The organism is Streptomyces cyaneofuscatus, from assembly GCF_033109485.1.
Lineage (GTDB): Bacteria > Actinomycetota > Actinomycetes > Streptomycetales > Streptomycetaceae > Streptomyces > Streptomyces cyaneofuscatus.
In genome coordinates this window covers 2,490,128-2,514,384 of sequence record NZ_CP137002.1, presented here as the reverse complement: position 1 = coordinate 2,514,384, position 24,257 = coordinate 2,490,128, and the positions used below count along the sequence as shown (strand labels likewise).

Genomic DNA, 24,257 nt, shown 5'->3' with positions numbered 1-24,257 from the left:
GGCCTTTCAGGTTCCGGAGCGGGCCTAGAAGTCGTCGTCGAACCCGACCGAGCCCTCCACCGCCACCTGGTAGGCGGACGGGCGGCGCTCGAAGAAGTTCGTCAGCTCCTGGACGCCCTGGAGCTCCATGAACGAGAACGGGTTCTCCGAGCCGTACACCGTCGGGAAGCCCAGGCGGGCGAGCCGCTGGTCGGCGACGCACTCCAGGTACTGGCGCATCGACTCGGTGTTCATGCCCGGCAGGCCCTCGCCGCACAGGTCGCGACCGAACTGGAGCTCCGCCTCGACGGCCTCCTTCAGCATGTCCGTGACCTGCTGCTGAAGCGCGTCGTCGAAGAGCTCCGGCTCCTCCTTGCGGACGGTGTCCACGACCTCGAACGCGAAGTTCATGTGCATCGTCTCGTCACGGAACACCCAGTTGGTGCCCGTGGCGAGGCCGTGCAGCAGGCCGCGCGAGCGGAACCAGTACACGTACGCGAAGGCACCGTAGAAGAACAGCCCCTCGATGCAGGCCGCGAAGCAGATCAGGTTCAGCAGGAAGCGGCGGCGGTCGGCCTTCGTCTCCAGCCGGTCGATCTTCTCGACCGAGTCCATCCACTTGAAGCAGAACTGGGCCTTCTCACGGATCGAGGGGATCTCCTCGACCGCGTCGAACGCCGCCGCCCGGTCGTCCGGGTCGGGCAGGTAGGTGTCCAGCAGCGTCAGATAGAACTGGACGTGCACGGCCTCCTCGAAGAGCTGCCGCGACAGGTACAGCCGCGCCTCCGGGGAGTTGATGTGCTTGTACAGCGTCAGCACGAGGTTGTTCGAGACGATCGAGTCGCCCGTCGCGAAGAAGGCGACGAGGCGGCCGATCATGTGCTGCTCACCCGGCGACAGCTTCGCGAGGTCGGCGACGTCCGAGTGGAGGTCGACCTCCTCCACGGTCCAGGTGTTCTTGATCGCGTCCCGGTAGCGCTCGTAGAAGTCCGGGTAGCGCATGGGACGCAGGGTCAGCTCGAATCCCGGGTCGAGCAGGTTCTTCTCTTCGTTGGTGGTGCTCATTACTGGCAGGCCTCGCAGGACTCGGGGTTCTCAAGAGAGCAGGCGATGGCGTCCGCGTCGGGAGCCGACGCCTGCTGTACGGGAATGGGGGCTGCGGCCGACGCCTGACCGGACGCGGCACGGGCGATCCGGGTCGCCGGGCGCGAACGCAGGTAGTACGTCGTCTTCAGCCCCTGCTTCCAGGCGTACGCGTACATCGAGGAGAGCTTGCCGATCGTCGGCGTCTCCAGGAACAGGTTGAGCGACTGGCTCTGGTCGAGGAACGGCGTACGGGCCGCCGCCATGTCGATCAGACCGCGCTGCGGGATCTCCCACGCCGTGCGGTACAGCGCCCGCACGTCCTCGGGGATCCAGGCGAAGCCCTGCACGGAGCCGCTGGCCTCGCGCAGCGCCTCACGGGTGCGGGCGTCCCACACGCCGAGCTTCTTCAGCTCGTCCACCAGGTAGCCGTTGACCTGGAGGAACTCACCGCTGAGCGTCTCGCGCTTGAACAGGTTGGAGACCTGCGGCTCGATGCACTCGTACACACCGGCGATCGAGGCGATCGTGGCGGTCGGCGCGATGGCCAGGAGCAGGGAGTTGCGCATGCCGGTCTTGGCGACGCGGGCGCGCAGCGCGTCCCAGCGCTCCGGCCAGTTCAGCTCGGTGTCGTAGTGGTCGGGGTGCAGCACACCGCGCGCGGCACGCGTCTCCGACCACGCGGGCAGCGGGCCCGAGCGCTCGGCGAGGTCGCAGGACGCCTCGTACGCGGCCAGCATGATGCGCTCGGAGATCTTCGTGGAGAGCGCGCGGGCCTGCGGAGAGTCGAAGGGCAGGCGCAGCTGGAAGAAGACGTCCTGGAGGCCCATGGCGCCCAGGCCGACCGGCCGCCAGCGGGAGTTGGAGTTCCCGGCCTGCTCGGTCGGGTAGAAGTTGATGTCGACGACCCGGTCGAGGAAGGTGACCGCGGTGCGGACCGTGGAGTCCAGGCGCTCCCAGTCGATCGAGCCGTTCGCCACGAAGGCGCCCAGGTTGACCGAGCCGAGGTTGCAGACGGCCGTCTCGCCGTCGTTGGTGACCTCCAGGATCTCCGTGCACAGGTTCGAGGAGTGCACGACCCGGCCCGGCTCGGCGGTCTGGTTGGCGGTCCGGTTGGAGGCGTCCTTGAACGTCATCCAGCCCTGGCCGGTCTGCGCGAGGGTCCGCATCATCCGGCCGTACAGCTCACGCGCCGGCATGGTCTTGCGGGCCAGGCCCTTGGCCTCGGCCGCGCGGTAGGCCGCGTCGAACTCGTCGCCCCACAGGTCGACCAGCTCGGGGACCTCGGCGGGGGAGAAGAGCGACCACTCGGTGTCCGCGTCGACCCGGCGCATGAACTCGTCCGGGATCCAGTGCGCCAGGTTCAGGTTGTGCGTACGGCGCTGGTCCTCACCGGTGTTGTCGCGGAGCTCCAGGAACTCCTCGATGTCGGCGTGCCAGGTCTCCAGGTAGACCGCCGCCGCGCCCTTGCGCCGGCCGCCCTGGTTCACCGCCGCCACCGAGGCGTCCAGCGTCTTGAGGAACGGCACGATGCCGTTGGAGTGCCCGTTGGTGCCCCGGATCAGCGAACCACGCGCGCGGATACGGGAGTAGGAGAGGCCGATGCCGCCCGCGTGCTTCGACAGGCGCGCCACCTGGTGGTAGCGGTCGTAGATCGAGTCCAGCTCGTCCTTGGGCGAGTCCAGCAGGTAGCAGGAGGACATCTGCGGGTGCCGGGTGCCGGAGTTGAAGAGCGTGGGGGAGGAGGGGAGGTAGTCCAGCTTGCTCATCAGCCCGTAGAGCGCGGCGACCTCGTCCAGCGCGCGCACCGAGTCGTCCTCGGCGAGGCCCGCGGCCACGCGCAGCATGAAGTGCTGCGGGGTCTCGATGACCTGGCGGGTGATCGGGTGGCGCAGCAGGTAGCGGCTGTGCAGCGTACGGAGACCGAAGTAGCCGAAGCGGTCGTCCGCGCCCTCGGCCAGCGTCCGCTCGACCAGCTCGTCCAGCGCCTTGGCGTGCAGCTCCACGAAGGCGGCGGTGCGGTCCGCGATCAGGCCCTCGCGGTGGCCGACCGCGACGGAGGCGGAGAAGGACGTGGCGCCCTGGCCCGCCGCCTCGTCGGCGATCGTACGGGTCAGCAGCCGGGCGGCGAGTTTGGAGTACGCCGGGTCCTCGGAGATCAGGCCCGCCGCCGCCTCGGTGGCCAGCGAGCGCAGCTCGGCCTCGTCGGAGCGGGCGTTGCGCCCGCGCAGCGCGGAGGCGGCGACCCGTCCGGGGTCGGTGTCGGGCAGATCGACGGTGAGGTCGGTCAGGGTCCGCAGCAGGGCGGTCCCGGGTCCGTCGTTCGTGCCTTCGCCGGACGTGGTGGAGGCAGCGGATTCGGTGGCTGAAACCGGATCGGCGGGCGCGATGGTCACTGGGCTTTCCCTCGCTCGGCTGGGGGCCGGCGGCGAGCGGGGAGCCGGGCAGCACGAGGCCTGTGAAGGCAGCACTGCTCACGGCGTCCACCGGCCCATCCGCGAGGCCCGGACGTCTGGCATCCGGTTCGGTCGAGCCGGACGCACTGTCGACAGGTCTTCGGACTTCGGGTGTGCAAAAGCACACTGATCACACCGTTGCGGGACAGTTCCGGATTCGCACCGGATTCCCCTGCGGCGACAGCGAGGTCGAGCATACATGTGGGGGGCGCTCGATGAGGAAGCCCCCACATGTTGTGTCGGCGTGAACAGATGTCGGTATGGCGGTCTGGCTTCTTCGCCCGGCTTTTTCCGTATCGGCCAGGCGCAGGGGCCCCCTCGCGCGGGCACGAAAAGGGGCCGTCGCGCCCCTGGGAGGGGTGCGACGGCCCCGATCGGCCGGTGGTGCTCAGCAGCAGCGGAAGCCCTCGCGGGGGTCCGCCTCACGGGCGTCCGTGCGGCTGTGTTCGAAGGCGCGGCGGTCCATCACCGGAGTGTCCGGATCGTGGGCCCTCGCGTGCGCCACATAGCGGTCGTACGTCGACTCGCCGGTCAGCTCCCGGACGTACCAGCGGATCCGTCCCGCCACCCGCCGTACGTCCGCGAGGGTCATGTCCGGCTCCCCGTTCCCGCCGACTCCTTGCGGATGCCGCCTTCGGGGCCGACGCCGGCTTCGACCAGTTCGGCCTTCTCCTCCTTGGTGGCGAAGATCGAGGCCGGGGCGACGAACTTGGACTGGACGAACGGCGTCTCGTGCAGCTTGACGCTCTCCGGGTCGCGGATGGCCTTGTAGCAGACCCGGCCGGCGTCCACGAGCACCACGATGATGAGGAGCGCGAAGAGCGCGCACAGCACCCCGTCGACGGTGGAGTTGGTGACGACGGTCCGCATGTCGTCCATGTTCTTGGCCGGGGCCAGCACCTCGCCCGCGTCGATGCCCGCCTGGTACTTGTCGCGCTGGGCGAAGAAGCCGACCTTCACGTCCGGCGAGAAGATCTTCTGCCAGCTCGCGGTGAGGGTGACCGCCACGTCCCAGGCGAGCGGTACGGCGGTGACCCACGCCCACTTCAGGCGGCCGGACTTGACGAGCAGCGTGGTGCAGACGGCCAGCGCGACGGCGGCCAGCAGCTGGTTGGCGATGCCGAAGAGCGGGAAGAGCTGGTTGATGCCGCCCAGCGGGTCGTGCACGCCGACCCAGAGGAAGTAGCCCCAGCCGCCGACCACGACGGCGCTGGCGAACCAGACGCCCGGCTTCCAGGAGACCTCGCGGAACGGCTTGTAGGCGTTGCCCAGCATGTCCTGGAGCATGAAGCGCCCGACGCGGGTGCCGGCGTCCACGGTGGTGAGGATGAAGAGCGCCTCGAACATGATGGCGAAGTGGTACCAGAACGCCTTCATCGCGGTTCCGCCGATCACCGCGGAGAAGATCTCCGCCATGCCGAGCGCGAAGGTCGGCGCACCGCCGGTCCGGGAGAGCAGGCTTCCCTCCTCGACGTCCTTCGCGGCCTGGGCCAGGGCGTCCGGGGTGATGGTGAAGCCGAAGTTGGCCACGGCCTGGGAGGCGGACTGGACGCTGTCGCCGATCACGCCGACCGGCGCGTTGATGGCGAAGTAGAGGCCCGGGTCGATGATGCAGGCCGCGATCATCGCCATGATCGCCACGAACGACTCGACCAGCATGGCGCCGTAGCCGATCATCCGGATCTGCGTCTCCTTCTGGACCATCTTCGGCGTGGTGCCGGAGGAGACCAGGGAGTGGAAACCGGAGAGCGCGCCGCAGGCGATGGTGATGAAGACGAACGGGAACATCGAGCCGGCGAAGACCGGGCCCGAGCCGCTGGAGGCGAAGTCGGTGACCGCGGGCATCTTCAGGGTCGGCAGCGCGACGATGACGCCGAGGGCCAGCAGGGCGATCGTGCCGACCTTCATGAAGGTGGAGAGGTAGTCGCGCGGGGCCAGCAGCAGCCACACGGGGAGCACGGAGGCGAGGAACCCGTACACGATCATCCAGATGACCAGCGTGCCCGGCTCCAGCGTGAAGAAGTCCGCCCACGACGACTCGGCGACCCAGCCGCCCGCGACGATCGCGAGGAGCAGCAGCGCGACGCCGATGAGGGAGACCTCACTGACCTTGCCGGGCCGCAGGATGCGCAGATAGACGCCCATGAAGAGCGCGATCGGGATCGTCATGCCGATGGAGAAGACGCCCCACGGCGAGTGGGCGAGCGCGTTCACGATGACCAGCGCGAGGACCGCGAGCAGGATGATCATGATGATGAAGACGGCGATCAGCGCGGCGATCCCGCCGACCGGACCTATCTCGTCGCGCGCCATCTGGCCGAGGGAGCGGCCGTTGCGGCGGGTGGAGAAGAAGAGCGTCACCATGTCCTGGACGGCACCGGCGAAGATGACGCCGACGACGAGCCAGATCGTGCCGGGCAGATAGCCCATCTGCGCGGCGAGCACCGGGCCGACCAGCGGGCCCGCGCCCGCGATGGCGGCGAAGTGGTGGCCGAAGAGGACGCGGCGGTCGGTGGGGTGGAAGTCCACCCCGTTGTCCAGCCTTTCGGCCGGCGTCGCGCGGTTCTTGTCCGCCTTCAGGACCCGGTTGGCGATGAACCGGGAGTAGAAGCGGTAGGCGATGGCGTACGAGCCCAGCGCCGCCGCCAGCATCCAGGCGGCGGAGACCTCCTCACCCCGCGAGAGCGCGAGGGTGGCCCAGCCGATCGCGCCGACCAGGCCGACCAGGCTCCATACGGCTATGGACTTCGGGGACAGTGTCCGCCGTCCCGGTGCTTGTGGAACCGGTGGTGCTGGTGTGGGCGATTCCGGCATTTCGATCCGTCCCCTCGCGTGATCACTGTCGTAACGTGCGCGAAATCTAGGGGCTCGTGGGCTCTCTCCGGAACCCCTGTCCGCATTCCGGTCAGGTGTCACCGGTGTCGCGCGGCCCCGCACCGCCGTGGTTTCGCGGTTGAGGCACGGATGGTGAGGGGGATCGGTTCACGCGTGACCGGAGGAAATTCACGCGATCCTCAAGGATGTTCACGTGATCCAAGTGGGGAGAGAGGGCCGGGCGTCAGACCCAGCCCCGACGGGCCGCCTCCGCTCCGGCCTGGAAGCGGCTGCGGGCGTCCATGCGGGCGGTCAGCTCCGCGTTCATCCGGCGGACGGTCCGCAGCGAGACCCCCAGGCGGCGGGCGGCGGTGGCGTCCGTGTGCCCCTGGGCCAGGAGGGAGAGCAGCTCGCCCTCCTGCGGGGTCAGACCGTCGCTGTCCACGGGCGGCCGGGCGCCTAGCGGGGTGGCGGCGGTCCAGAGGCTCTCGAACAGCAGCCGGGCGACCAGGACGGCCCCCTTGCTGCGCAGCTCCAGCGCGCCGGCCCGGCCGTCGTCGGGGTCGAGCGGGACGAGGGCCACCTCGGCGTCGACCACGACCATGATGAGCGGCAGCGTGGGTAACGTACGGCTCTCGGCGCCGAGTCCGCCGATCCAGTTCACGTACCGCAGGGTGTCCGGGTCGTTGCGGAAGCTGTCCTGGTAGATCGAGCGGATGCGGACGCCGCGCTCCAGGGCCTGCTGGTCGAGCGGCTTGCTGGCCGCCAGGGTGTCGGGGGCCTGGGCGCCGCCGGGCAGCAGGGAGAGGCACTCGGTCCTGGCCAGTTCGGCGAGTTCGGTCAGCCGCTCCCGTACGGCGTCGAGCCCCTCCAGCCGCTTGATGACGTCGAACCCGCGCCGTACCCCCCGGCCGCTGTGGGCGGCGAGCGCGGAGACCGCGTCCCGGGCGACCTCCAGGCCCCGCTGCTGGCGCGCCAGTTCGGCTTCCCGCCGGGAGAGCAGGAAGGGCAGGCTGGCGGCCGGGTCCAGGGCGCGGAAGACCGGCGGATCGCCGGCGGCGGAGCGGTCGTCGCGGTTGTCCAGCAGGCAGAGTTCGGCGAGCCGGTCGAGGGCGTCGCGCACGTCCTGCTCGCTGCGGCCCAGCCGCGCGACGATCTGGTCGAGCCGCAGCTCCGGTTCCTCCAGGACGAGCCGGTACACGAGCTCCGTCCGTGCGTCCAACCCCAGTACCTGAAACATCTCTGGCTCCCCCGCCGATGTCACGCCGCACCTGAACGCCGCTGCCGGGCCGGGTCCCCGCATCGGCACCGGCGCGAGTTTAAGCCGCAAGGGCCGGACAGGTATAGACCAAGTCCATGGGATGGAATGCGCCATGCGGTCGGGCTGGCACTGTCCGGAGTGTGAACATCCCGTGGTGAAGGTGTGGCCTCTTGGTGCCTGGCCACCGGCTGCCAGCGAGGCGTCGCCGCAGGTGACGGGGGCATGTGCGGCGCGGCGGGCGCTGGCAGCCTGCTGCCGGTAACTCCCGGCCACCGGCAGGGCGTGACCCCTGGACCCCCGCGACGCCATGCTCAGGCCGTGCTCAGACATGCACCCGCTGTTGTCGAGAAGGAGCCCCACATGCAGGCATTCCGTACGTTCTCCCTCCGCATCGCCCTGGCCTGCGCCCTGGCCCCGGTGCTCCTGGCCACGGTCGGCCCCGCCACCCGGAGCGGCTTCTCCTGGGGGTGACCCGGGGAGAAGGGAACCTCCTCCGTGTACCTGGTGACCGCGCTGCTGGTGCGGACCGAGTCCCCGGAGCCCGCCGCCTGGACCGCCCGCGAACTGGCCCGTCGGCTGCGGGCCTCCTGCACCGGAGCGAGGACGCGGCGACCTGGCCCGGACGGTCCGCGCCCGGCCCACCTGTACGCCGCCTCGTACCTCGGCCGGACCGTCCGCGCCGCTCTCTACATGGAGGACTCCGACCCCCTCCACGCCGAACTGGCCGCCCTGGATTTCCTCCTCGCCTCCCTGGCCGCCGACCCCGGCGCCAGGGGCTGGCACCTCGCGGTCCTCGGCCGCCCGGACCTGCACCGCCTGCCCGAACGGAAAGGACCCGACCCGCCATGTCACGGGAGCACCCCACCGTGTCCGTGATCATCCCGAACCACAACTACGAGAAGACCCTGCGGGCCTGTCTGGAATCCGTCTTCGCCCAGACCCTGCGCCCGCTGGACGTGGTGGTCGTGGACGACGCCAGCACCGACTCCTCCCGCGACATCGCCCGGGAATTCCCCTGCGTCCTCGTGGCCCGCCCCGACAACGGGGGCGTCTCCGCCGCCCGCAACCTCGGCGTCGCCGCCTCGCGCGGCGAGATCCTGTTCTTCCTCGACTCCGACATCGCGCTGGCCCCCGACGCGATCGAGAACGCGGTCGCCCTGCTGGGCGCCGATCCGGAGACCGGCTGCGTCCACGGGGTGCTCGACCCCGAACCGCTCTTCGACGACGGGCCGGTGGAGGTCTACCACTGCCTGCACGCCCACTTCTGGCGGCTGCGCAGCACCGGGATGGTGGGCACCGCCTTCTTCGCCCTGGCCGCGATCGAACGCCGCGTCTTCGAGGCCACCGGGCCCTTCGACGAGAACCTGCGGGACTCCGAGGACGTGGAGTACAGCGACCGCCTCGCCGCCACCCACCGCATCCGCCTCAGCGAGCGGGTCACCGGCCGCCACGACGACGTGGACCGGCTGCTGCCGATGCTCGCCGAGCAGTTCCGCCGCTCCCAGCTGCTCGTCCCGGTCGCCGCTGTCGAGCGCCGCCGGGGCGGCGGGCTGCGGGCCAACCGCACGGGCGGAGTCCTGGCCGCCGCCCTGGTCCCCGCCACGCTCCCGCTCGCGCTGCTGACGCCCTGGCTGCTCCTGGTGCCCCTGGCCTGCGCGCTGGCCTTCGCCCTGGCGGACGTGGAGCTCTCCCGCTTCGTGGCCCGCCGCGAGGGGTGGCCCTTCCTCCTCCGCTTCACCGCCCTGCACTTCGCGGTGCACCTGGCCCTGGTCCTCGGCGCGGTCCTCGGGGGCGTCCGCTGGCTGGTGGACCCGGGCTTCGGCCCCTCCGTCCGGCGCCGCGGGGACCGGCGGTCGGCGGTGGTCGCGCCATGAGCACGGCGACGCGGGACGAGGGTACGGCCGGGAGCGCTGAGGCCGTCGAGGCCGTCCCGAGTGGCGGTGCCGCCGAGGCCGTCCCGGGCGACGTTGTGCCCGACGCCCTCCCGGGCGACGGTGTGCCCGAGGCCGCCCCCGTACGGCCGTCCCGGCGGGCCCGGCTCCTCCGGCTCACCGCCGCGCTCGTCCTGATCGTGGCGACCTGCTTCGCCGTGGGCGGTTCGCTGCGCGGAGCCGGTACGGAGATGGCGCAGGCGGCCGGACGGCCCGGGGGCGTGCTGCTGCTGACGGCCGCCCTCCTCGCCAACGCGGCCGGACTCGTCCTGTCGATGCTCTCCTGGCGGGTCCTCGTCGTGGACGGGGGAGCGGAGGCGGGCGGCAAGGGCGCGAAGGCCCGTACCTCCGACATCGCGCGGATCTTCTTCATCGGCGTCATCAGCAAGTTCGTCCCCGGCCGGATCTGGGGCGTCCTCGCCCACGTCCAGCTCGGCAAGACCCTCGGCATCGCCCCCGAGCGGATGATCGCGGCCTTCGGGCTCGGCCTCGTCATCGGCATGACCACCGGCGCCGCCGCCGGACTCCTGGTCGCCCCGGCGGTGTTCGGCGCCCACGCGTGGGTCTTCGCCCCCCTCGTCCTGCTCGCCGCCGCGGCCGTCGTCCGGCCCGGCTGGGTGGGCCGGCTGGTCGCGTGGACCATGCGGCTGGCCCGGCGCCCCGCCCAGGCCGCCGCGTCCTCCCCCCGGGCCCTGCGCGCCTCCATCGGCTGGGCCTGCGCCTCCTGGGCGGTCTCCGGGCTCCACCTGTGGGCCATCGCAGTCCTCCTCGGCGCCCCGCCGCTCCTCTCCCTGCCCGTCTGCGTCGGCGGCTTCGCCCTCGCCACCGTCGCGGGAAGCCTCGCCTTCGTCCTGCCCGACGGCTGGGGCGCCCGCGAACTCGTCCTGCTCGGCCCCCTCAGCGCCGTCATGCCGCTCTCCGCCGCGGCTGCCGCCGTCATCGCCAGCCGGCTGGTCTGCGTGCTGAGCGAAGTCGCCGCCACCGGCGGAGCGCTGCTCTGGGCCCGCGCCGCGGGCCCCCTCCCCACACCCCGACCCGCGCTCCAGGAAGGAGCCGCATGACCACCGCCGCAACACCCCCGCCCTCCGACACCACGCTCCCGCCTTCCGACACCACGCCCCCGCCTTCCGACACCACGCTCCCGCCCTCCGACACCACGCCCCCGGTCACCGGCCTGCCACCGCTGATCACCGTGGACGACTGCGAGGAGATGCCGCTGCGCCGGGTGCACGACCTCTACCGGTCGCACGTCAACAAGAGCCAGGTCTCCCTCATGACCTCCTTCGGCTTCGGCCGGGAACTCGTCAGCCACGCCGAGGGCTCCTGGATCCACACCCGCGACGGCCGCCGCGTCCTCGACTTCACCGGAGGTGTCGGCGTCCTCAACCACGGCCACAACCACCCCCGCATCCTCGCCGCCCGCCGCCGCTTCCAGGAGCAGCGCCGGATGGAGGTGCACAAGACCTACTTCTCGCCCTACATCGCGGCCCTCGGCCACAACCTCGCCCAACTCCTCCCCGGCGACCTGGACATGTCGTTCTTCCCCAACTCGGGCGCCGAGGCGGTCGAGGGCGCGGTGAAACTCGCGTACAAGTACCACGGCGGCAAGCGGCAGCGGATCCTGCACGCCGACATCAGCTTCCACGGCAAGCTGCTGGGCTCCGGGAGCCTCACCGGCAGCGCCCAGACCGCCTTCGCCTTCCCCGGCATCCCCGGCGTCTCCGCCTTCCGCTACGGCGACCTCGACTCCGTACGCGAGAGCGTCGCGGCGGCCCGGAACGCCAAGGGGCGCTGCGATGTGTACGCGATCCTCATCGAGCCCTTCTCCGCCTCGACCATGACGGAGTGCTCGGAGGAGTTCCTGCGCGGGCTGCGGGAGCTGTGCACCGCCGAGGACATCGTGCTGATCTTCGACGAGATCTACACCGGCTGGGGCAAGACCGGCAGCCTCTTCCACTTCATGCGCTACCCCGGGCTCGTCCCGGACGTCGTGACCACCTCGAAGTCCTTCGGCGGCGGCAAGTCCTCCATCTCCGCCTTCGTCGCCCGCGAACCCGTCTTCCGCCAGGCGTACGACAGCCTCGGGGACGCGATGCTCCAGTCGACCAGCACCACCTACTACGGCTTCGGCGAGGAGACCGCCACCGCGCTGGAGGCCGTCAACATCGCGGTGGAGGACGACTATCCGGCCCGCGCCCGCGCCATCGAACGCGTCCTTGCCCCCGGTCTGGAGCGGCTGCGCAAGCAGTATCCCGACATCATCGCGGACGTCCGGGGCGCCGGAGCGCTCTATGGGGTCTTCCTCGACGGCGGCCCCAAGATGCTCGACCTCGCCGCCAAACTCGCCCCCGGAGGGCTGGCGCGCGATCCTCTTCTGCGGACGAAGGTCATCACCTGCGCGGTCGTCAACGCGATGTACCAAGAACACAACGTGTACATGTACTACACGCTCAACGGGCGCAGCCCGCTCGTCGCGGCTCCCTCCCTGGTCGCCGGGGCCGAAGAGGTGGAGATCTTCCTCGACGCCTTCGACAAGACCCTCGCCCGGGGCATGAACCGGCTCCTCGCCGCGTTCCTGAAGGACAAGGCGGTGTCCCGATGGGCCGCCTGACCATCGCCGTCACCGGAGCGGCCGGCATGCTCGGCTCGCATCTGGTGACCCGGCTCGCCGCCGACGGGCACGACGTCATCGGCATCGACCTGCGCGACGACCCCCAACCGCCCCCGGGCGCCCGGCACGTGGTCGCCGACATCCGGGACGGCGCGGTGCTCGGCCGGGCCTTCGCCGGGGCCGACGCACTGGTGCACTGCGCGGCCGCGCTGCCCAGCTACCCCGTGGACCAGATCCGCTCGATCACCGTCGACGGCACCCGTACGGTCCTGACCGCCGCCCACCGGGCCCGGGTGCCGCGCGTCGTGCACATCTCCTCCACCGCCGTCTACGGGCTCCCCAAGCGGGTCCCCACCCCGGAGGACCACCCGCGCGAGCCCGTCGACCCGTACAGCAGGGCCAAGGCCGAGGCGGAGGAGGTCTGCGAGGAGTTCCGGGCACGGGGGATGTGCCTGCCGGTGCTCCGCCCCAAGACCTTCCTCGGGCCGGGCCGGATGGGCCTGTTCGCGATGCTCTTCGAATGGGCCGAGGAGCGGCGCAACTTCCCCGTCCTGGGCCGGGGGGACGTCCGCATCCAGATGTTCGGCATGGCCGACCTGGTCGACGCGGTGGTGCTCGCCCTGCACGCGGAGCCCGAGGTCGCCAACGACGTGTACAACCTGGGCGCCGCCGAGTTCGGCACCCTGCGCGAGGACTTCCAGGCCGTCCTGGACGCCGCCGGACACGGCAAGCGGGTCGTCCCGCTGCCCGCCGCGCCCGCCCTCGGCGTCCTGCGCCTGCTGGAGCGCACCAAGCTCTCCCCGGTCTACGGGCGGCTGCTCTTCAAGCTCCTCGACGACTCGTACGTGGACATCAGCCGCGCCACCGAACGGCTCGGCTTCCGTCCCCAGCTCTCCAACCAGGACGCCATCCTCGGTACGTACGCCTGGTGGCGCACCCAACGGCAGGGCAGCGCACCCGCTCCCGGGGCCGGCCGGACCAGCCGGGACCCGTGGCGCCAGGGCGCGCTGGGCCTCGCCAAGGTCTTCTTCTAGGACCCGGGAGCCCTGCCGTGGACATCACCCGGTCCTCGCCTGCGCCGATGCGCGTGGTGACCGCACCGCCCGAAGCCCCGGACCTCACCGTCCTGCCCGCCGCCGTTCCCCTGCCGGAGCCGCTGGAAACCGTTCTGCCGGCGACCGTCCCGCTGCCGGGGCCGCCGGAGATCGTCCTGCCGGCCGCCGGCCCGCTGCCGGGGCCGCCGGAAGCCGCCGCGCCCGGCCCCGTCCCGCTCAGCGCTCCCACGCCCACCGACGGCCGTGGCCTCCTCCGCGACCTCCTCGCCCTCGTGCGCCCCGGCCAGTGGGTGAAGAACCTCGCGGTGGTGCCGCTGGCCCTCCTGGACGTCCGGCCCTGGCACCCCGGCGCGTTCGGGCAGATCGGGTGGGCCGTGCTCGGCTTCACCCTGGCCTCCGCCCTCGTCTACGTCGTCAACGACCTCGCCGACCGGGAGCGGGACCGGCTGCACCCGGTCAAGCGGAACCGCCCGATCGCCTCCGGCCGGGTCTCCACCACCGCGGCCACCGTCCTGGCCGGCCTCATCGCCGCCTCGCTCACCTGCTGGGCGGTGGCCGGGCCCGCCTGGCAGTGGTGGCCCACCGCGCTTTACCTCGCGCTCTCCGTCGCGTACAGCCAGGGCCTCAAACACGTACCGCTGGTGGACGCGTTCATCGTGGCGAGCGGGTTCGTCCTGCGGCTCGTCCAGGGCGCGCTCCTGGTGGGCGGCCGGATCTCCGAATGGCTCGCGCTCTGCGTCTTCGCGCTCTGCCTGATGCTGGCCCTCGGCAAACGGCGGCACGAGATGACGGCGGCCGGCCGCGCCCACCGTCCCGCTCTGCGCGGCTACACGCTCGCCTTCCTGGACCACCTCGTCGTCCTGGTCGCCGTGCTGACGGCCGTCTCCTACGTGCTCTACCTCCGCGACGACGCCGCCCTGGCCGCCGGAGCCTCCTTCGTCACCCTGCTCTCCGCCCCCTGCGCGGTCTTCGGGCTGGCCCGCTATCTGCAACTCCTCCTGGTGGAGGAGGGCGGCGCCAACCCGGTCCACGTCCTCTTCCGGGACCGCGCGACGCTCGTCAACGCGACGCTGTGGGCCGTGCTCGTCTCCGTGGCCCTCCTCTTCTCCCGACTGTGACCGTCTCTCCCCCCCCCGACTCGTCCGACCCGTCCGAAGGTGCGGCCCCATGAACCAGAAGCCCCCGTTGAACCAGAAGCCCCCGTTGAACCAGAAGAAGACACCGTTCGTCTCCGTCGTCATCCCCAACTACAACTACGGCCGGGCCCTGGAACTCTGCCTGCGCGCCGCACTCGCCCAGACCTACGCCCCCATGGAGGTGCTGCTGATCGACGACTGCTCCACCGACGACTCCGTCGCCGTCGCCGAGGCGTGCGGGGTGCGGGTGATCTCCACCGGGGTCAACAGCGGGGTCGCCATCACCCGCAACACCGGGGCCGCCCACGCACGCGGAGACATCGTCGTCTTCGTCGACTCGGACGTGGCGATGGAACCGGACGCCGTCGCCAACGCCGTCGCCCTGCTCTCCTCCGACCCGAAGATCGGCGCCGTCTGCGGTACGTACGACGCCGAACCCCTCATCAGGGACAGCCTGATCGAGGAGTACCGCTGCCTCCACCAGTACTACTGGCTCGCCGAGACGGAAGGCCGCATCGGCACCCTGCACACCGCGATCTGCGCCATGCCCGCCGACGTCTTCGCCGAGATCGGGCCCTTCAACCCCCGGCTGCGCCACACCGAGGACGGCGACTACGCGGCCAGGATCTGCCGGAGCTACGAGGTCCACAGCTCCACCACCGTGCGCGGGCGCCACGACCACGACGACACCTGGCGGGTCGTGCTCCGCAAGGTCTTCCACCGCACCCGGCTGCACATCCCGCTGTACGTGCGCCGGGGCGACCTCCCCGGCGGCATCGCCACCGGCCCCCGTGCGGGCGCCAGCGTCGCGGCCCTGCTCGCCGTACTGACCCTGCCGCTGGGCTTCGCCGCCGTGCCCTGGCTGCTGCTTCCCGCCGCCCTGCTCGCCTTCGCGCTGCTGGCCGACACCGCCCTCTACCGCTTCGTCCTGCGCCGCCGGGGCCCCCTCTTCACGGCCTACTTCGCCTTCACGCACTCCGTGGTCAACGCGGTCATCGCGGCGGGCGCGGGCGTCGGCGTCCTCCAGTGGCTCGCCTCCCGGCGCTTCCGCGGGCTCTACGAGCCGGGGGAGCACCTCACCGCCGTACGGGCCACGACGTGACCCGGACTGCCGTCCTGGACGCCCCTGAGGCCACGCGCGACGCCCCCAGGGTGTGGCCCGGCCGCCTCCTGCTCGCCGTCGCCCTCCTCTGGGCGCTGTTCGTCGCGGCGCGCGCGGTCCTCAGCGGCCGGTGGTGGGGCTGGAACGGCATCGGCCTGGCCCCGCCGGTCGCCCATCTGCTGGTCCCGCTCGCCCTGTTGATCCCCGCCGCGCTGATCCGGCGGGGCAGACGCCTCGCCGTGGGCGTCGTCCTGGCCTCGCTGCTCCTCGGCTCCTGGCAGACGGGACTGCATCCCGGGGCGCTGCTGCGCGGGCAGCCGTCCGTACCCGCCGACGCCCTCAAGGTGGTCAACTGGAACACCTTCTTCTGGGACGAGGACAGCGACACCGACGACTTCTACGCCTATCTGAAGAGCCACTCCGCCGACGTCTACCTCCTTCAGGAGTACCAGAACCGCCGGGGCCACGAACCCGCGCCCATCGACGACCTCGCCAGGCTCCGGGCCGAGTTCCCCGGCTACCACCTCGCCACCGAGGGGGAGTTCCTCACCCTGTCGCGCTACCCCATCACCGCCGTAAGGGCGTTGCGGCCGTCAGGGCTCGCCCCGCCGGACACCTCCTGGGCCGACTACTGGAACATCCGCGTCCTGCGCACGGACATCGATGTGGACGGCCGGACGCTCTCCCTCTACAACACCCATCTGCCCGACCTGCTGAATGTCGACCGCAACCCCCTCACCCCCGCCTACCACCGCTCGGTGAAGCAGCTCTCCGACCGGCGGGACATCCACTTCCGGGCCCTGCGCGAGGACCTGGACGCCAACGAGCACCCCGTGGTCCTCGCGGGAGATCTCAACGTGCTGCCCGGCACCGGGGACCTGCGCTGGTTCGACGGGCTCCGGGACACCGCCGAGCTCGCGGGCCCGGTCCACCCGGCCACCTTCCCGGTCCGGGGGCCGGCGCTCTGGCGGCTGGACTGGGCGTTCGTCTCGCCCTCCGTCGAGCTGCACCGGCAGTCCGTCGAGGACCCGCCCGCCGAGCACTCCACCCACAAGCTGATCGACCTCCGCCTCTCCCTGCCCACCGAGAAGGACCGGCCATGACCAGGCGCGCCGCGCCCCCGCCCCGCTTCGACGTGGCGATCGTCCTCACCTACTACCTCCCCTACACCAGCGGCCTCACCGAGGTCGCCCGCACGGTCGCCGAGGGGCTGGCCGCCCGGGGCCGCCGGGTCGCCGTCGTCGCCTCCCGCCACGACCCCGCCCATCCCGCGCGGGAGACCGTCAACGGCGTCGAGGTGTTCCGCGCCCCGGTGGCGGCCCGGATCGGGCGCGGTGTGCTCAGCCCGGGGTTCGCCCCGCTCGCCGGGCGCGTCGCCCGTGCCTCCCGGGTGGTCAACATCCATCTGCCGATGCTGGAGGCCGGGGCCGTCGCCCGGCTCGCCGGGGACACCCCCGTGGTGAGCACCCACCACGACGACGTCTGGCTGCCGCCCGGCCGGTTAGCCCCGCTCCAGGTGAAGGTCGTCGACGCCTCGGTGGGCGCGGCCCTGCGCCGCTCGACCGCCGTCGTCGTCAACAACGTGGACCACGCGCAGCACTCGCGCCACTGGCCCCTCATGCGCGAGCGCAGGCTCCTGGCCATCGCCCCGCCCTGCCGCCGGCGCGAGCCCGCCCCCGCCACGTTCCGCGAGACAGCCGGCCCCCACTTCGGCTTCCTCGGCCGGATCGCCCACGAGAAGGGCCTGCACCACCTGGTGGACGCCTTCCGCACGCTCCCCGATCCGGAGGCCCGGCTGCTCATCGCGGGGGACTACTCCAAGGTGGCGGGCGGCAGCGTCGTCGGGGCGCTGCGCACCCGGGCCGGCGGCGACACCCGGATCCGCTTCACCGGCTTCCTCGACGACGCCCGGGTCCCGGAGTTCTACGCCTCGCTGGACGCCTTCGCCCTGCCGTCCGTGGCCGAGGAGTCCTTCGGCATCTCCCAGGCCGAGGCCATGATGCTCGGTGTCCCCTCCGTCGCCAGTGACGCCCCCGGCATGCGGGTGCCCGTCTCCGAGACCGGCTTCGGGCGCCTCTTCCCGCCCGGCGACGCCCACGCCCTCGCCGCCGCCCTCACGGAGGCCGCCGCGTTCCCGCCCGAGCGGCGCGCGGAGGGGGCGCGCGCGACGAGCGCCCGGTACGGGACGGACGCCTGCCTCGACGCGTACGACGCCCTCTTCCGGGAGACCGGGGCCGCTCGCGGGGGCACGGCGTGACCGGCGGGCCGTTGCTGTGGGCCGCCGTGGCCTGGGCGGTCTTCCTCGCCGCCCACCTGGCCCTCAACGGCCGCTGGTGGCTGTGGCTGCTGCCCTCGCTGATCCCGCCGCCGCTGTTCGCCGCGGTCCCCGCCGCCGTGCTGGCGCTCGCCTGCGTGGCGGGGGACGTGGCCGCCGGGGCGGTGGCGGGGACCGCGCTGCTGATAGGGGCCCGCCAGTGCGGCCTGGTGCCCGGCGCACTCGTCCGCCGGCCGGCCCGGCCGCCCGAGGAGGGCACCGTACGCCTCGTGGCGTGGAACACCCAGCACTGGTGCCAGTCCACCGACCCCGACCCGTTCTATGCCTTCCTGCGTGAGCTGGACGCCGACGTCTACCTCCTCCAGGAGTACCACCACGACGAGTTCGACGGCACCTACCGCCTGATCGACGACGAACGGCGGCTGCGCGCCACGTTCCCCGGCCACCGGGTCGTCATCGCCCGGGGGCTGATCACCCTCTCCCGGCTGCCGGTGGCCGCTGTCGTGGAGACCGCCGCCCGCCGGACCCTGCGGGTGGACCTGGAACTGCCCGGCGGCCGGGGGCGGCTGGCCACCTTCAACGTCCACATCCCGGTGCAGCTGCGGCTCATCAGCCCGCTGCGCGCCGACTTCTACCGCGCGGTGCGTACCCGGGCCGGGGACCGGGCACGCGAGTACGCCGGACTCGCCCGCGATGTGGCAGGCTGCCCCCACCCCGCCCTGATCGCGGGGGACTTCAACACCACGGCGGCGATCGGTGACGCCCGGCGGATCGCCCGGCTGGGCGCCGACGCCGTACCCCTGACCGGCCGGCTCTGCCCCACCTCCTGGCAGCCACGCCCCGGCATGCGCTGGTGGCGCCTGGACTGGGTGCTCACGACCCCCGGTGCCCGGGTGCACAGCTACCGCTTCCGCGACCCGCGCGGACTCTCCGACCACAGCGTCCAGGAGGTGACCGTGTCCCTCACCGGACCGGACTCCCGGACGTCCGCAGACATCCGTCCCCGACACCGCAGCGAAGGAATCTGACCATGCGCTACCGCTATCTCGGAAAGACCGGCCTCAGGGTCAGCGAACTCTGCCTGGGCGCCATGACGTTCGGCCGCGAGGCCGACGAGCGGACCAGCCACGCCCTGCTGGACCGCTTCACGGAGGCGGGCGGCACCTTCGTCGACACCGCCGACATCTACTCGGCCGGAGCCTCCGAGGAGATCCTCGGGCGCTGGCTGAAGGGGCAGCGCCGCGACGACGTCGTGGTCGCGACCAAGGTCCGGTACGGCACCGGGGAGGGCCCCAACGACCGGGGGCTGGGCCGCAACCACCTGATCGCCGGGGTGGAGGCGAGCCTGCGCCGCCTGGGCACCGACCACATCGACCTCTACCAGGTGCACGCCTGGGACCCGGGCACCCCGTTGGAGGAGACCCTCGCCACGCTGGACGCCCTCGTCACCTCCGGGAAGGTCCGCTACATCGGGGCGAGCAACTTCTCCGGCTGGCAGCTCCAGAAGGCGGTGGACCTCAGCCGGGCGCACGGCTGGGAGCCGTTCACCGCCCTCCAGCCGCTCTACAACCTGCTGGACCGCTCCGCCGAGTGGGAGCTGATAGAGGTCAGCCGCAACGAGGGCCTCGGTGTGATCCCGTGGAGCCCGCTGCGCGGCGGCTGGCTGAGCGGAGCGATCCGGCGCGGCACGACGGCACCGCCCTCCGGTACCCGGGTGGAGACCGCCGAGCGGCTCGGGTGGGGCGAGTCGTGGAGCGCGTACGAAGGCGATGCGCGGACCTGGCGGGTGCTGGACACCCTGCACGAGGTGTCCGGGCGCACCGGCCTCGCGGTGCCCGTCCTTGCCCTCGCCTGGCTGCTCGGCCGGCCGGGCGTGACGGCCCCGATCGTGGGCGCCCGCACCCTGGAGCAGCTGGAGACCAACCTGGGCGCCGCCGACCTGGACCTCGACCCGGCCGACGCGGAGCTGCTCACGGAGGCGAGCCGGCAGGCGCTCCCGTACCCGTACAGCGTCATCGAGACGGACCCGGAGCTGCGCTGACACGGGCCGGCCGGACCGGTGGCCCGAACAGTCGCCCGACCGGTGACGCGACCGTGATTCATAGGGGTGTTCGGCCGGGGTTCTGACCGGAAACAGCCGGTGGCCCGGGGGGTTGCCCCCGGGCCACCGGCTGTCGGCGTTCCTGCGTCCCTCCGTACGTATCCGTACGTCGGTACGTCCCTCAGTCCACCGGACGCTTCAGGCGGGCCACGAACTTGTACCGGTCGCCCCGGTACACCGATCGCACCCACTCCACGGGTTCGCCCTGGCCATCGATGGAATGGCGGGAGAGCATCAGCATCGGCAGCCCCACGTCCGTCCCCAGCAGACCGGCCTCGCGCGGGGTGGCGAGCGAGGTCTCGATGGTCTCCTCGGCCTCGGCGAGGCGGACGTCGTACACCTCGGCGAGCGCGGTGTAGAGCGAGGTGTACTTCACCAGCGAGCGGCGCAGCGCCGGGAAGCGTTTGGCCGAAAGGTGGGTGGTCTCGATCGCCATCGGCTCGCCGCTGGCGAGGCGCAGCCGCTCGATGCGCAGCACACGGCCGCCCGTCGAGATGTCGAGCAGCCCGGCGAGCGTGTCGTCCGCCGTGACATAGCCGATGTCGAGCAGCTGGGACGTCGGCTCAAGCCCCTGGGCGCGCATGTCCTCGGTGTACGAGGTCAGCTGGAGCGCCTGGGAGACCTTGGGCTTGGCGACGAACGTCCCCTTGCCCTGGATGCGTTCGAGCCGGCCCTCGACGACCAGCTCCTGCAGGGCCTGGCGCACGGTGGTGCGCGAGGTGTCGAACTCGGCCGCCAGGGTGCGTTCGGGCGGCACCGGGGTGCCGGGCGGCAAGGTATCGGTCATGTCGAGGAGATGCCGCTTGAGCCGGTAGTACTTCGGTACGCGCGCGGTGCGCGTACCGTTGCCGGTCTCGCTCCCCGAACTGCCCCCGTCGGCACCCATGGCCCGCCTCTCCGACGCTTGCGTTGCTGCCGTCACCGGCTCCTCCGTCTGTCGCGGCTCACATGGTGGCACGGTCCGGTCACGGGTCGTCGCCCTCCCTTAGGTGTCGGTCCTATAACGGACGCGAGTGCACTTCTTATACACCCTTGACACCCCTAAAGGTCTAGGCCAAGCTCCCGGTACTGGTCTAAACCATTAAAGACCAGGTCCAGCCCCAGCAGAACTCGTCGAATGTCTTCGCGGTGGGTGGGGTTGCAGCATCCCTGAGGAGGGTTTGACGTGAAGCGCAAGCTCATCGCGGCTATCGGTGTCGCGGGCATGTTGGTTTCGGTCGCGGCGTGTGGTTCCGACGACAAGGCATCGTCGCAGGACCCCAAGGACCGCAAGGAGACCCTGACCGTCTGGCTGATGGGCGAGGCCCAGTCGACCTGGCCCGAGCTGGTCAAGGACACCAACGCCGAGTTCAAGAAGAAGTACCCCGGCGTCACGGTCAAGGTTCAGTACCAGCAGTGGGCCGACAAGGTCAAGAAGCTTGACACCTCCCTCGGTGGCGACAAATTCCCGGACGTTGTCGAACTCGGCAACACCGAGACCATGCAGTACATCCTCAATGGTGCGCTCGGGGAAATCGACCCCAAGAAGTACGAGAACTCGGACACCTGGATCAAGGGTCTGAAGGACACCTGCACCTTCGAGGGCAAGACGTACTGCGTTCCTTACTACGCCAGTGCCCGTCTGGCCGTCTACAACAAGGACATGCTGAAGGCCGGCACCGGCAGCGACGAGCTCCCGCAGACCGAGGACGAGTTCCTCAAGGCGATGGACAAGGTCTCCGCCTCCCTCGGCAAGAAGGACAAGCGCGCCTCCTCGCTCTACTTCCCGGGCCGCTACTGGTACGCCGCGATGTCCTACGTCGCCGCCTACGGTGGCCAGATAGCCACCTACGACGAGGGCGCCAAGGAGTGGAAGGGCTCGCTCTCCTCCCCCGAGTCGCAGAAGGGCCTGGAGCACTTCGTCAACCTGGTCAAGAAGTACAACAAGGCCGACCAGACGAAGGACGAGCAGGACCACGCCAACGTCATGGCCAACGAGAAGGCCGCCGTGATCTACGGCCAGGCCTGGGAGGCCGGCAGCGTCACGGGTGGCGAGAACGGCAACCCGAAGCTCGAGGGCAAGATCGCCACGGCCGGTATCCCCGGCCCCGAGGGCAAGGCCCTCCCGTCCTTCATCGGCGGTTCGGACCTCGCGACGATCTCCAAGTCCAAGGTCCAGGACCTCGGCCAGGACTGGATCGCCCTCTTCACCAACGCCAAGGGCGGCGACGTCCTCGCGTCGAAGAACGTCCTCCCGAACAACGAGAAGCAGCTCGAGCCGCTGAAGACGAAGCCGGAGACCGCCGCCATCGCCAACGCGGTGCCGGACGCCTGGTTCACGCCGATCGCGCCGGGCTGGGCCTCCGTCGAGAAGGAGGAGATCCTGGAGAACGTCCTCCTGGAGATCCTCAAGGGTGCCTCCGTCGCCGACGCCTCCAAGAAGGCCGACGACAAGATCAACGCCCTGATCAACAAGAAGTCCTGACCTTCCGGTCGCCAGGCGGGGGCCCGGCATCACTGCCGGGCCCCTGCCCTCTTCTCGTAAGTGAACGCCGTGAATTCCGGGGCCCGCCTCGGACCCGCGATGGAAGGTCAGCCACGTGTCTGCCGCTGATACCAAGGCCGTCGGGCCGCCGGTCCCCGTACCACCCGACCCGCAGCCGACCGGGAAGTCGTCCTCCGACGACGACGCGCCCCGAGTTCAGAAGAGGAAGCGGAAGAAGGGTGAACTCCTCCCTTACTTCCTGATCCTCCCGGCGATCGTGGCGATCGCCGCCGTCTACCTCTACCCGCTCGGCAAGACCGTAGTCATGTCCTTCCAGGACATGGGCCGGCGGGAACTGTGGTCCGGAGAGCCCGCCCCCTGGGTGGGCTTCGAGCAGTTCACCAACATCCTCGGTGACTCCGAGTTCTGGTGGGTCACCTTCCGCACGATCGTCTTCATGGCCATCTGTGTGACGCTGACGATGGGCATCGGGCTGCTGGTCGCCCTGCTCATGCGCAAGCTCTCCACCTGGGTCCGGCTCGTCCTGACGGTGGCCCTGATCGCCGCCTGGTCGATGCCGCTGATGGTCGCCGCCTCGATCTTCCGGTTCATGGCCGACTCCGACTACGGGCTGATCAACACGCTGATCGCCAAGGTCGTCGGCGAGGACTGGCTCGGACACAACTGGTACCTCAACCCGATCCAGGGCTTCGGCATCATCACCCTGCTGGTCGTCTGGGGCGCCATCCCGTTCGTCGTCGTCACCCTGTACGCCGCCCTCACCCAGGTCCCCCAGGAACTGGAAGAGGCAGCGGCACTCGACGGTGCCAGCGGCTACGGCGTCTACAAGTTCGTCACCTGGCCGGTCATCAAGCCGGTCTTCACCATGGTCGCCACCCTCTCGGTGATCTGGGACTTCAACGTCTTCGGCCAGATCTGGCTGCTGCGCGGCAACAAGCCCGAGCCGGAGTACGAGACCCTCGGCCTCTACTCCTACTCCAAGGCGTTCGAGTCCACCTCCTTCAGCCAGGGCACCGCGATCGCCCTCATCACGGTGGTGCTGCTGTCCGGCGTGGCCGTGTACTACCTGCGCCAGCTCATGAAGACGGGAGAGGTCGAATGAGCAGCACGACCAAAACACAGGCGCTGCGTCCCGACCGGAAGAAGAGCCGGCTCCACCTGGACATCCTCGGCCTCGGCATCGCCGTCGTCATGATCTTCCCGGTGTACTGGCTGGTCATCAGCGCCCTGCGGCCCAACCGCGAGATCCGCAGCTACAACCAGACGCTGTGGCCCACGTCGATCACGTTCGACAACTTCGTGCGCGCCGTCGACCAGCCGAACTTCACCACCGCCATCCAGTCCAGCCTGATCGTCGCCGTCACGGCGGTGGTCGGCGGCATGATCATCGCGACCCTGGCGGCCCTGGCGATCGGCCGGTTCCGCTTCTTCGGCCGCAAGCCGCTGCTCCTGATCATGATCCTGGTCCAGATGCTGCCGCCGACGGCGATGCTCATCCCGATCTACGCCCAGCTCAACGCCATGGGCGGGATCGACGAGTACTGGGGCCTGATCGTCGTCTACCTGGTCGCCACGCTGCCCTTCGCCACCATCATGATCCGCGGCTTCGTCGTGAATATCCCGGTGGAGCTGGAGGAGTCCGCGATGGTCGACGGCCTCACCCGCTTCGGGGCCTTCCGCAAGGTGGTCTTCCCGCTGCTCGCCCCCGGACTCGCCGCCGCGTCGATCTTCGCCCTGGTCAACGCGTGGAACGAGTACCTCTTCGCGTACATCCTGATCAACGACAACTCCAAGTACACGCTCAACGTGTGGCTGATGACCTTCACCACCGAGCGCGGAACGGACTACGGCGCACTCATGGCGGCCTCCACCATGATCGCCCTGCCCGTCGTCATCTTCTTCATGATCATCCAGAAGAAGATGGCCGCTGGGCTCACCTCCGGCGCTGTGAAGGGATAGTGCGGGCCC

The 24,257-nt window shown here is 70.8% G+C and carries 20 protein-coding genes and 1 riboswitch; of the genes, 14 read left to right on the top strand and 6 right to left on the bottom strand.

The annotated features are described in order from the left end of the window. Positions 1 to 24 precede the first annotated feature (24 nt). From R2B67_RS10470 to R2B67_RS10450, 5 genes are all read right to left on the bottom strand, one after another. The gene (locus R2B67_RS10470; RefSeq protein ID WP_018510062.1) at positions 25 to 1,044 is read right to left on the bottom strand and encodes a ribonucleotide-diphosphate reductase subunit beta; all 1,020 of its coding nucleotides are present in this window, start codon (positions 1,042 to 1,044) and stop codon (positions 25 to 27) included. Beyond that, entirely contained in the window at positions 1,044 to 3,458 is a 2,415-nt protein-coding gene (locus tag R2B67_RS10465) for a ribonucleoside-diphosphate reductase subunit alpha (protein ID WP_317817430.1), read from the bottom strand. Before R2B67_RS10465 ends, R2B67_RS10470 begins: the two co-directional genes overlap by 1 nt. Positions 3,459 to 3,592: 134 nt before the next feature. Then, a riboswitch (cobalamin riboswitch) is annotated at positions 3,593 to 3,715 on the bottom strand. 191 nt (positions 3,716 to 3,906) lie between these two features. Further along, the gene (locus R2B67_RS10460; RefSeq protein WP_018510060.1) at positions 3,907 to 4,110 is read right to left on the bottom strand and encodes a YbdD/YjiX family protein; all 204 of its coding nucleotides are present in this window, start codon (positions 4,108 to 4,110) and stop codon (positions 3,907 to 3,909) included. Then, positions 4,107 to 6,332: a carbon starvation CstA family protein gene (locus tag R2B67_RS10455; protein WP_317817429.1), complete on the bottom strand. Its 2,226-nt coding sequence runs from the start codon at positions 6,330 to 6,332 to the stop codon at positions 4,107 to 4,109. Before R2B67_RS10455 ends, R2B67_RS10460 begins: the two co-directional genes overlap by 4 nt. A 244-nt stretch (positions 6,333 to 6,576) precedes the next feature. Then, the gene (locus R2B67_RS10450; RefSeq protein WP_018510058.1) at positions 6,577 to 7,572 is read right to left on the bottom strand and encodes a helix-turn-helix transcriptional regulator; all 996 of its coding nucleotides are present in this window, start codon (positions 7,570 to 7,572) and stop codon (positions 6,577 to 6,579) included. A 516-nt stretch (positions 7,573 to 8,088) separates the two neighbouring features. Here R2B67_RS10450 and R2B67_RS10445 point away from each other — a divergent pair. From R2B67_RS10445 to R2B67_RS10395, 11 genes are all read left to right on the top strand, one after another. Next, positions 8,089 to 8,469 carry a hypothetical protein gene (locus tag R2B67_RS10445; protein ID WP_018510056.1) on the top strand — a complete coding sequence of 127 codons (381 nt, stop codon included), beginning with the start codon at positions 8,089 to 8,091 and terminating at the stop codon, positions 8,467 to 8,469. After that, positions 8,439 to 9,467, top strand: a complete 1,029-nt coding sequence (locus R2B67_RS10440) for a glycosyltransferase family 2 protein (RefSeq protein WP_317817428.1) — start codon at positions 8,439 to 8,441, stop codon at positions 9,465 to 9,467. Before R2B67_RS10445 ends, R2B67_RS10440 begins: the two co-directional genes overlap by 31 nt. Next, positions 9,464 to 10,585: a lysylphosphatidylglycerol synthase domain-containing protein gene (locus tag R2B67_RS10435; protein ID WP_317817427.1), complete on the top strand. Its 1,122-nt coding sequence runs from the start codon at positions 9,464 to 9,466 to the stop codon at positions 10,583 to 10,585. Before R2B67_RS10440 ends, R2B67_RS10435 begins: the two co-directional genes overlap by 4 nt. Positions 10,586 to 10,734: 149 nt before the next feature. Continuing rightward, positions 10,735 to 12,135, top strand: coding sequence for an aspartate aminotransferase family protein (locus R2B67_RS10430; RefSeq protein ID WP_051883863.1), 1,401 nt, complete (start codon positions 10,735 to 10,737; stop codon positions 12,133 to 12,135). Beyond that, complete coding sequence (locus R2B67_RS10425; RefSeq protein ID WP_237327873.1) at positions 12,123 to 13,169, top strand: NAD-dependent epimerase/dehydratase family protein; 1,047 nt, start codon at positions 12,123 to 12,125, stop codon at positions 13,167 to 13,169. The genes R2B67_RS10430 and R2B67_RS10425 overlap by 13 nt, the downstream gene beginning before the upstream one ends. Before the next feature lie 17 nt (positions 13,170 to 13,186). Further along, positions 13,187 to 14,308 carry a UbiA prenyltransferase family protein gene (locus R2B67_RS10420; protein WP_317817426.1) on the top strand — a complete coding sequence of 374 codons (1,122 nt, stop codon included), beginning with the start codon at positions 13,187 to 13,189 and terminating at the stop codon, positions 14,306 to 14,308. Positions 14,309 to 14,357: 49 nt separating this feature from the next. After that, positions 14,358 to 15,428 (top strand): glycosyltransferase family 2 protein, encoded by a 1,071-nt coding sequence (locus tag R2B67_RS10415; RefSeq protein WP_317817425.1) that lies wholly within the window; start codon positions 14,358 to 14,360, stop codon positions 15,426 to 15,428. After that, positions 15,425 to 16,531, top strand: coding sequence for an endonuclease/exonuclease/phosphatase family protein (locus tag R2B67_RS10410; protein ID WP_018510049.1), 1,107 nt, complete (start codon positions 15,425 to 15,427; stop codon positions 16,529 to 16,531). Before R2B67_RS10415 ends, R2B67_RS10410 begins: the two co-directional genes overlap by 4 nt. Then, on the top strand, positions 16,528 to 17,685 hold the full coding sequence (locus R2B67_RS10405; protein ID WP_317817424.1) for a glycosyltransferase family 4 protein: 1,158 nt from the start codon (positions 16,528 to 16,530) through the stop codon (positions 17,683 to 17,685). The genes R2B67_RS10410 and R2B67_RS10405 overlap by 4 nt, the downstream gene beginning before the upstream one ends. Next, positions 17,682 to 18,731, top strand: a complete 1,050-nt coding sequence (locus R2B67_RS10400) for an endonuclease/exonuclease/phosphatase family protein (RefSeq protein WP_317817423.1) — start codon at positions 17,682 to 17,684, stop codon at positions 18,729 to 18,731. The genes R2B67_RS10405 and R2B67_RS10400 overlap by 4 nt, the downstream gene beginning before the upstream one ends. 2 nt (positions 18,732 to 18,733) lie before the next feature. Beyond that, positions 18,734 to 19,744: an aldo/keto reductase gene (locus R2B67_RS10395; RefSeq protein WP_317817422.1), complete on the top strand. Its 1,011-nt coding sequence runs from the start codon at positions 18,734 to 18,736 to the stop codon at positions 19,742 to 19,744. Positions 19,745 to 19,925: 181 nt separating this feature from the next. Here R2B67_RS10395 and R2B67_RS10390 read toward each other — a convergent pair whose 3' ends face one another. Then, entirely contained in the window at positions 19,926 to 20,690 is a 765-nt protein-coding gene (locus R2B67_RS10390; RefSeq protein WP_018510045.1) for a GntR family transcriptional regulator, read from the bottom strand. Positions 20,691 to 20,969: 279 nt separating this feature from the next. On the opposite strand from R2B67_RS10390, the gene R2B67_RS10385 reads away from it, so the two are divergent. From R2B67_RS10385 to R2B67_RS10375, 3 genes are all read left to right on the top strand, one after another. Continuing rightward, positions 20,970 to 22,268 carry a sugar ABC transporter substrate-binding protein gene (locus R2B67_RS10385; RefSeq protein WP_317817421.1) on the top strand — a complete coding sequence of 433 codons (1,299 nt, stop codon included), beginning with the start codon at positions 20,970 to 20,972 and terminating at the stop codon, positions 22,266 to 22,268. A 115-nt stretch (positions 22,269 to 22,383) separates the two neighbouring features. Continuing rightward, complete coding sequence (locus tag R2B67_RS10380) at positions 22,384 to 23,391, top strand: carbohydrate ABC transporter permease (protein ID WP_317817420.1); 1,008 nt, start codon at positions 22,384 to 22,386, stop codon at positions 23,389 to 23,391. Beyond that, a complete protein-coding gene (locus R2B67_RS10375; RefSeq protein ID WP_018510042.1) occupies positions 23,388 to 24,248 on the top strand; it encodes a carbohydrate ABC transporter permease in 861 nt (286 codons plus the stop codon). Before R2B67_RS10380 ends, R2B67_RS10375 begins: the two co-directional genes overlap by 4 nt. Positions 24,249 to 24,257 lie beyond the last annotated feature (9 nt).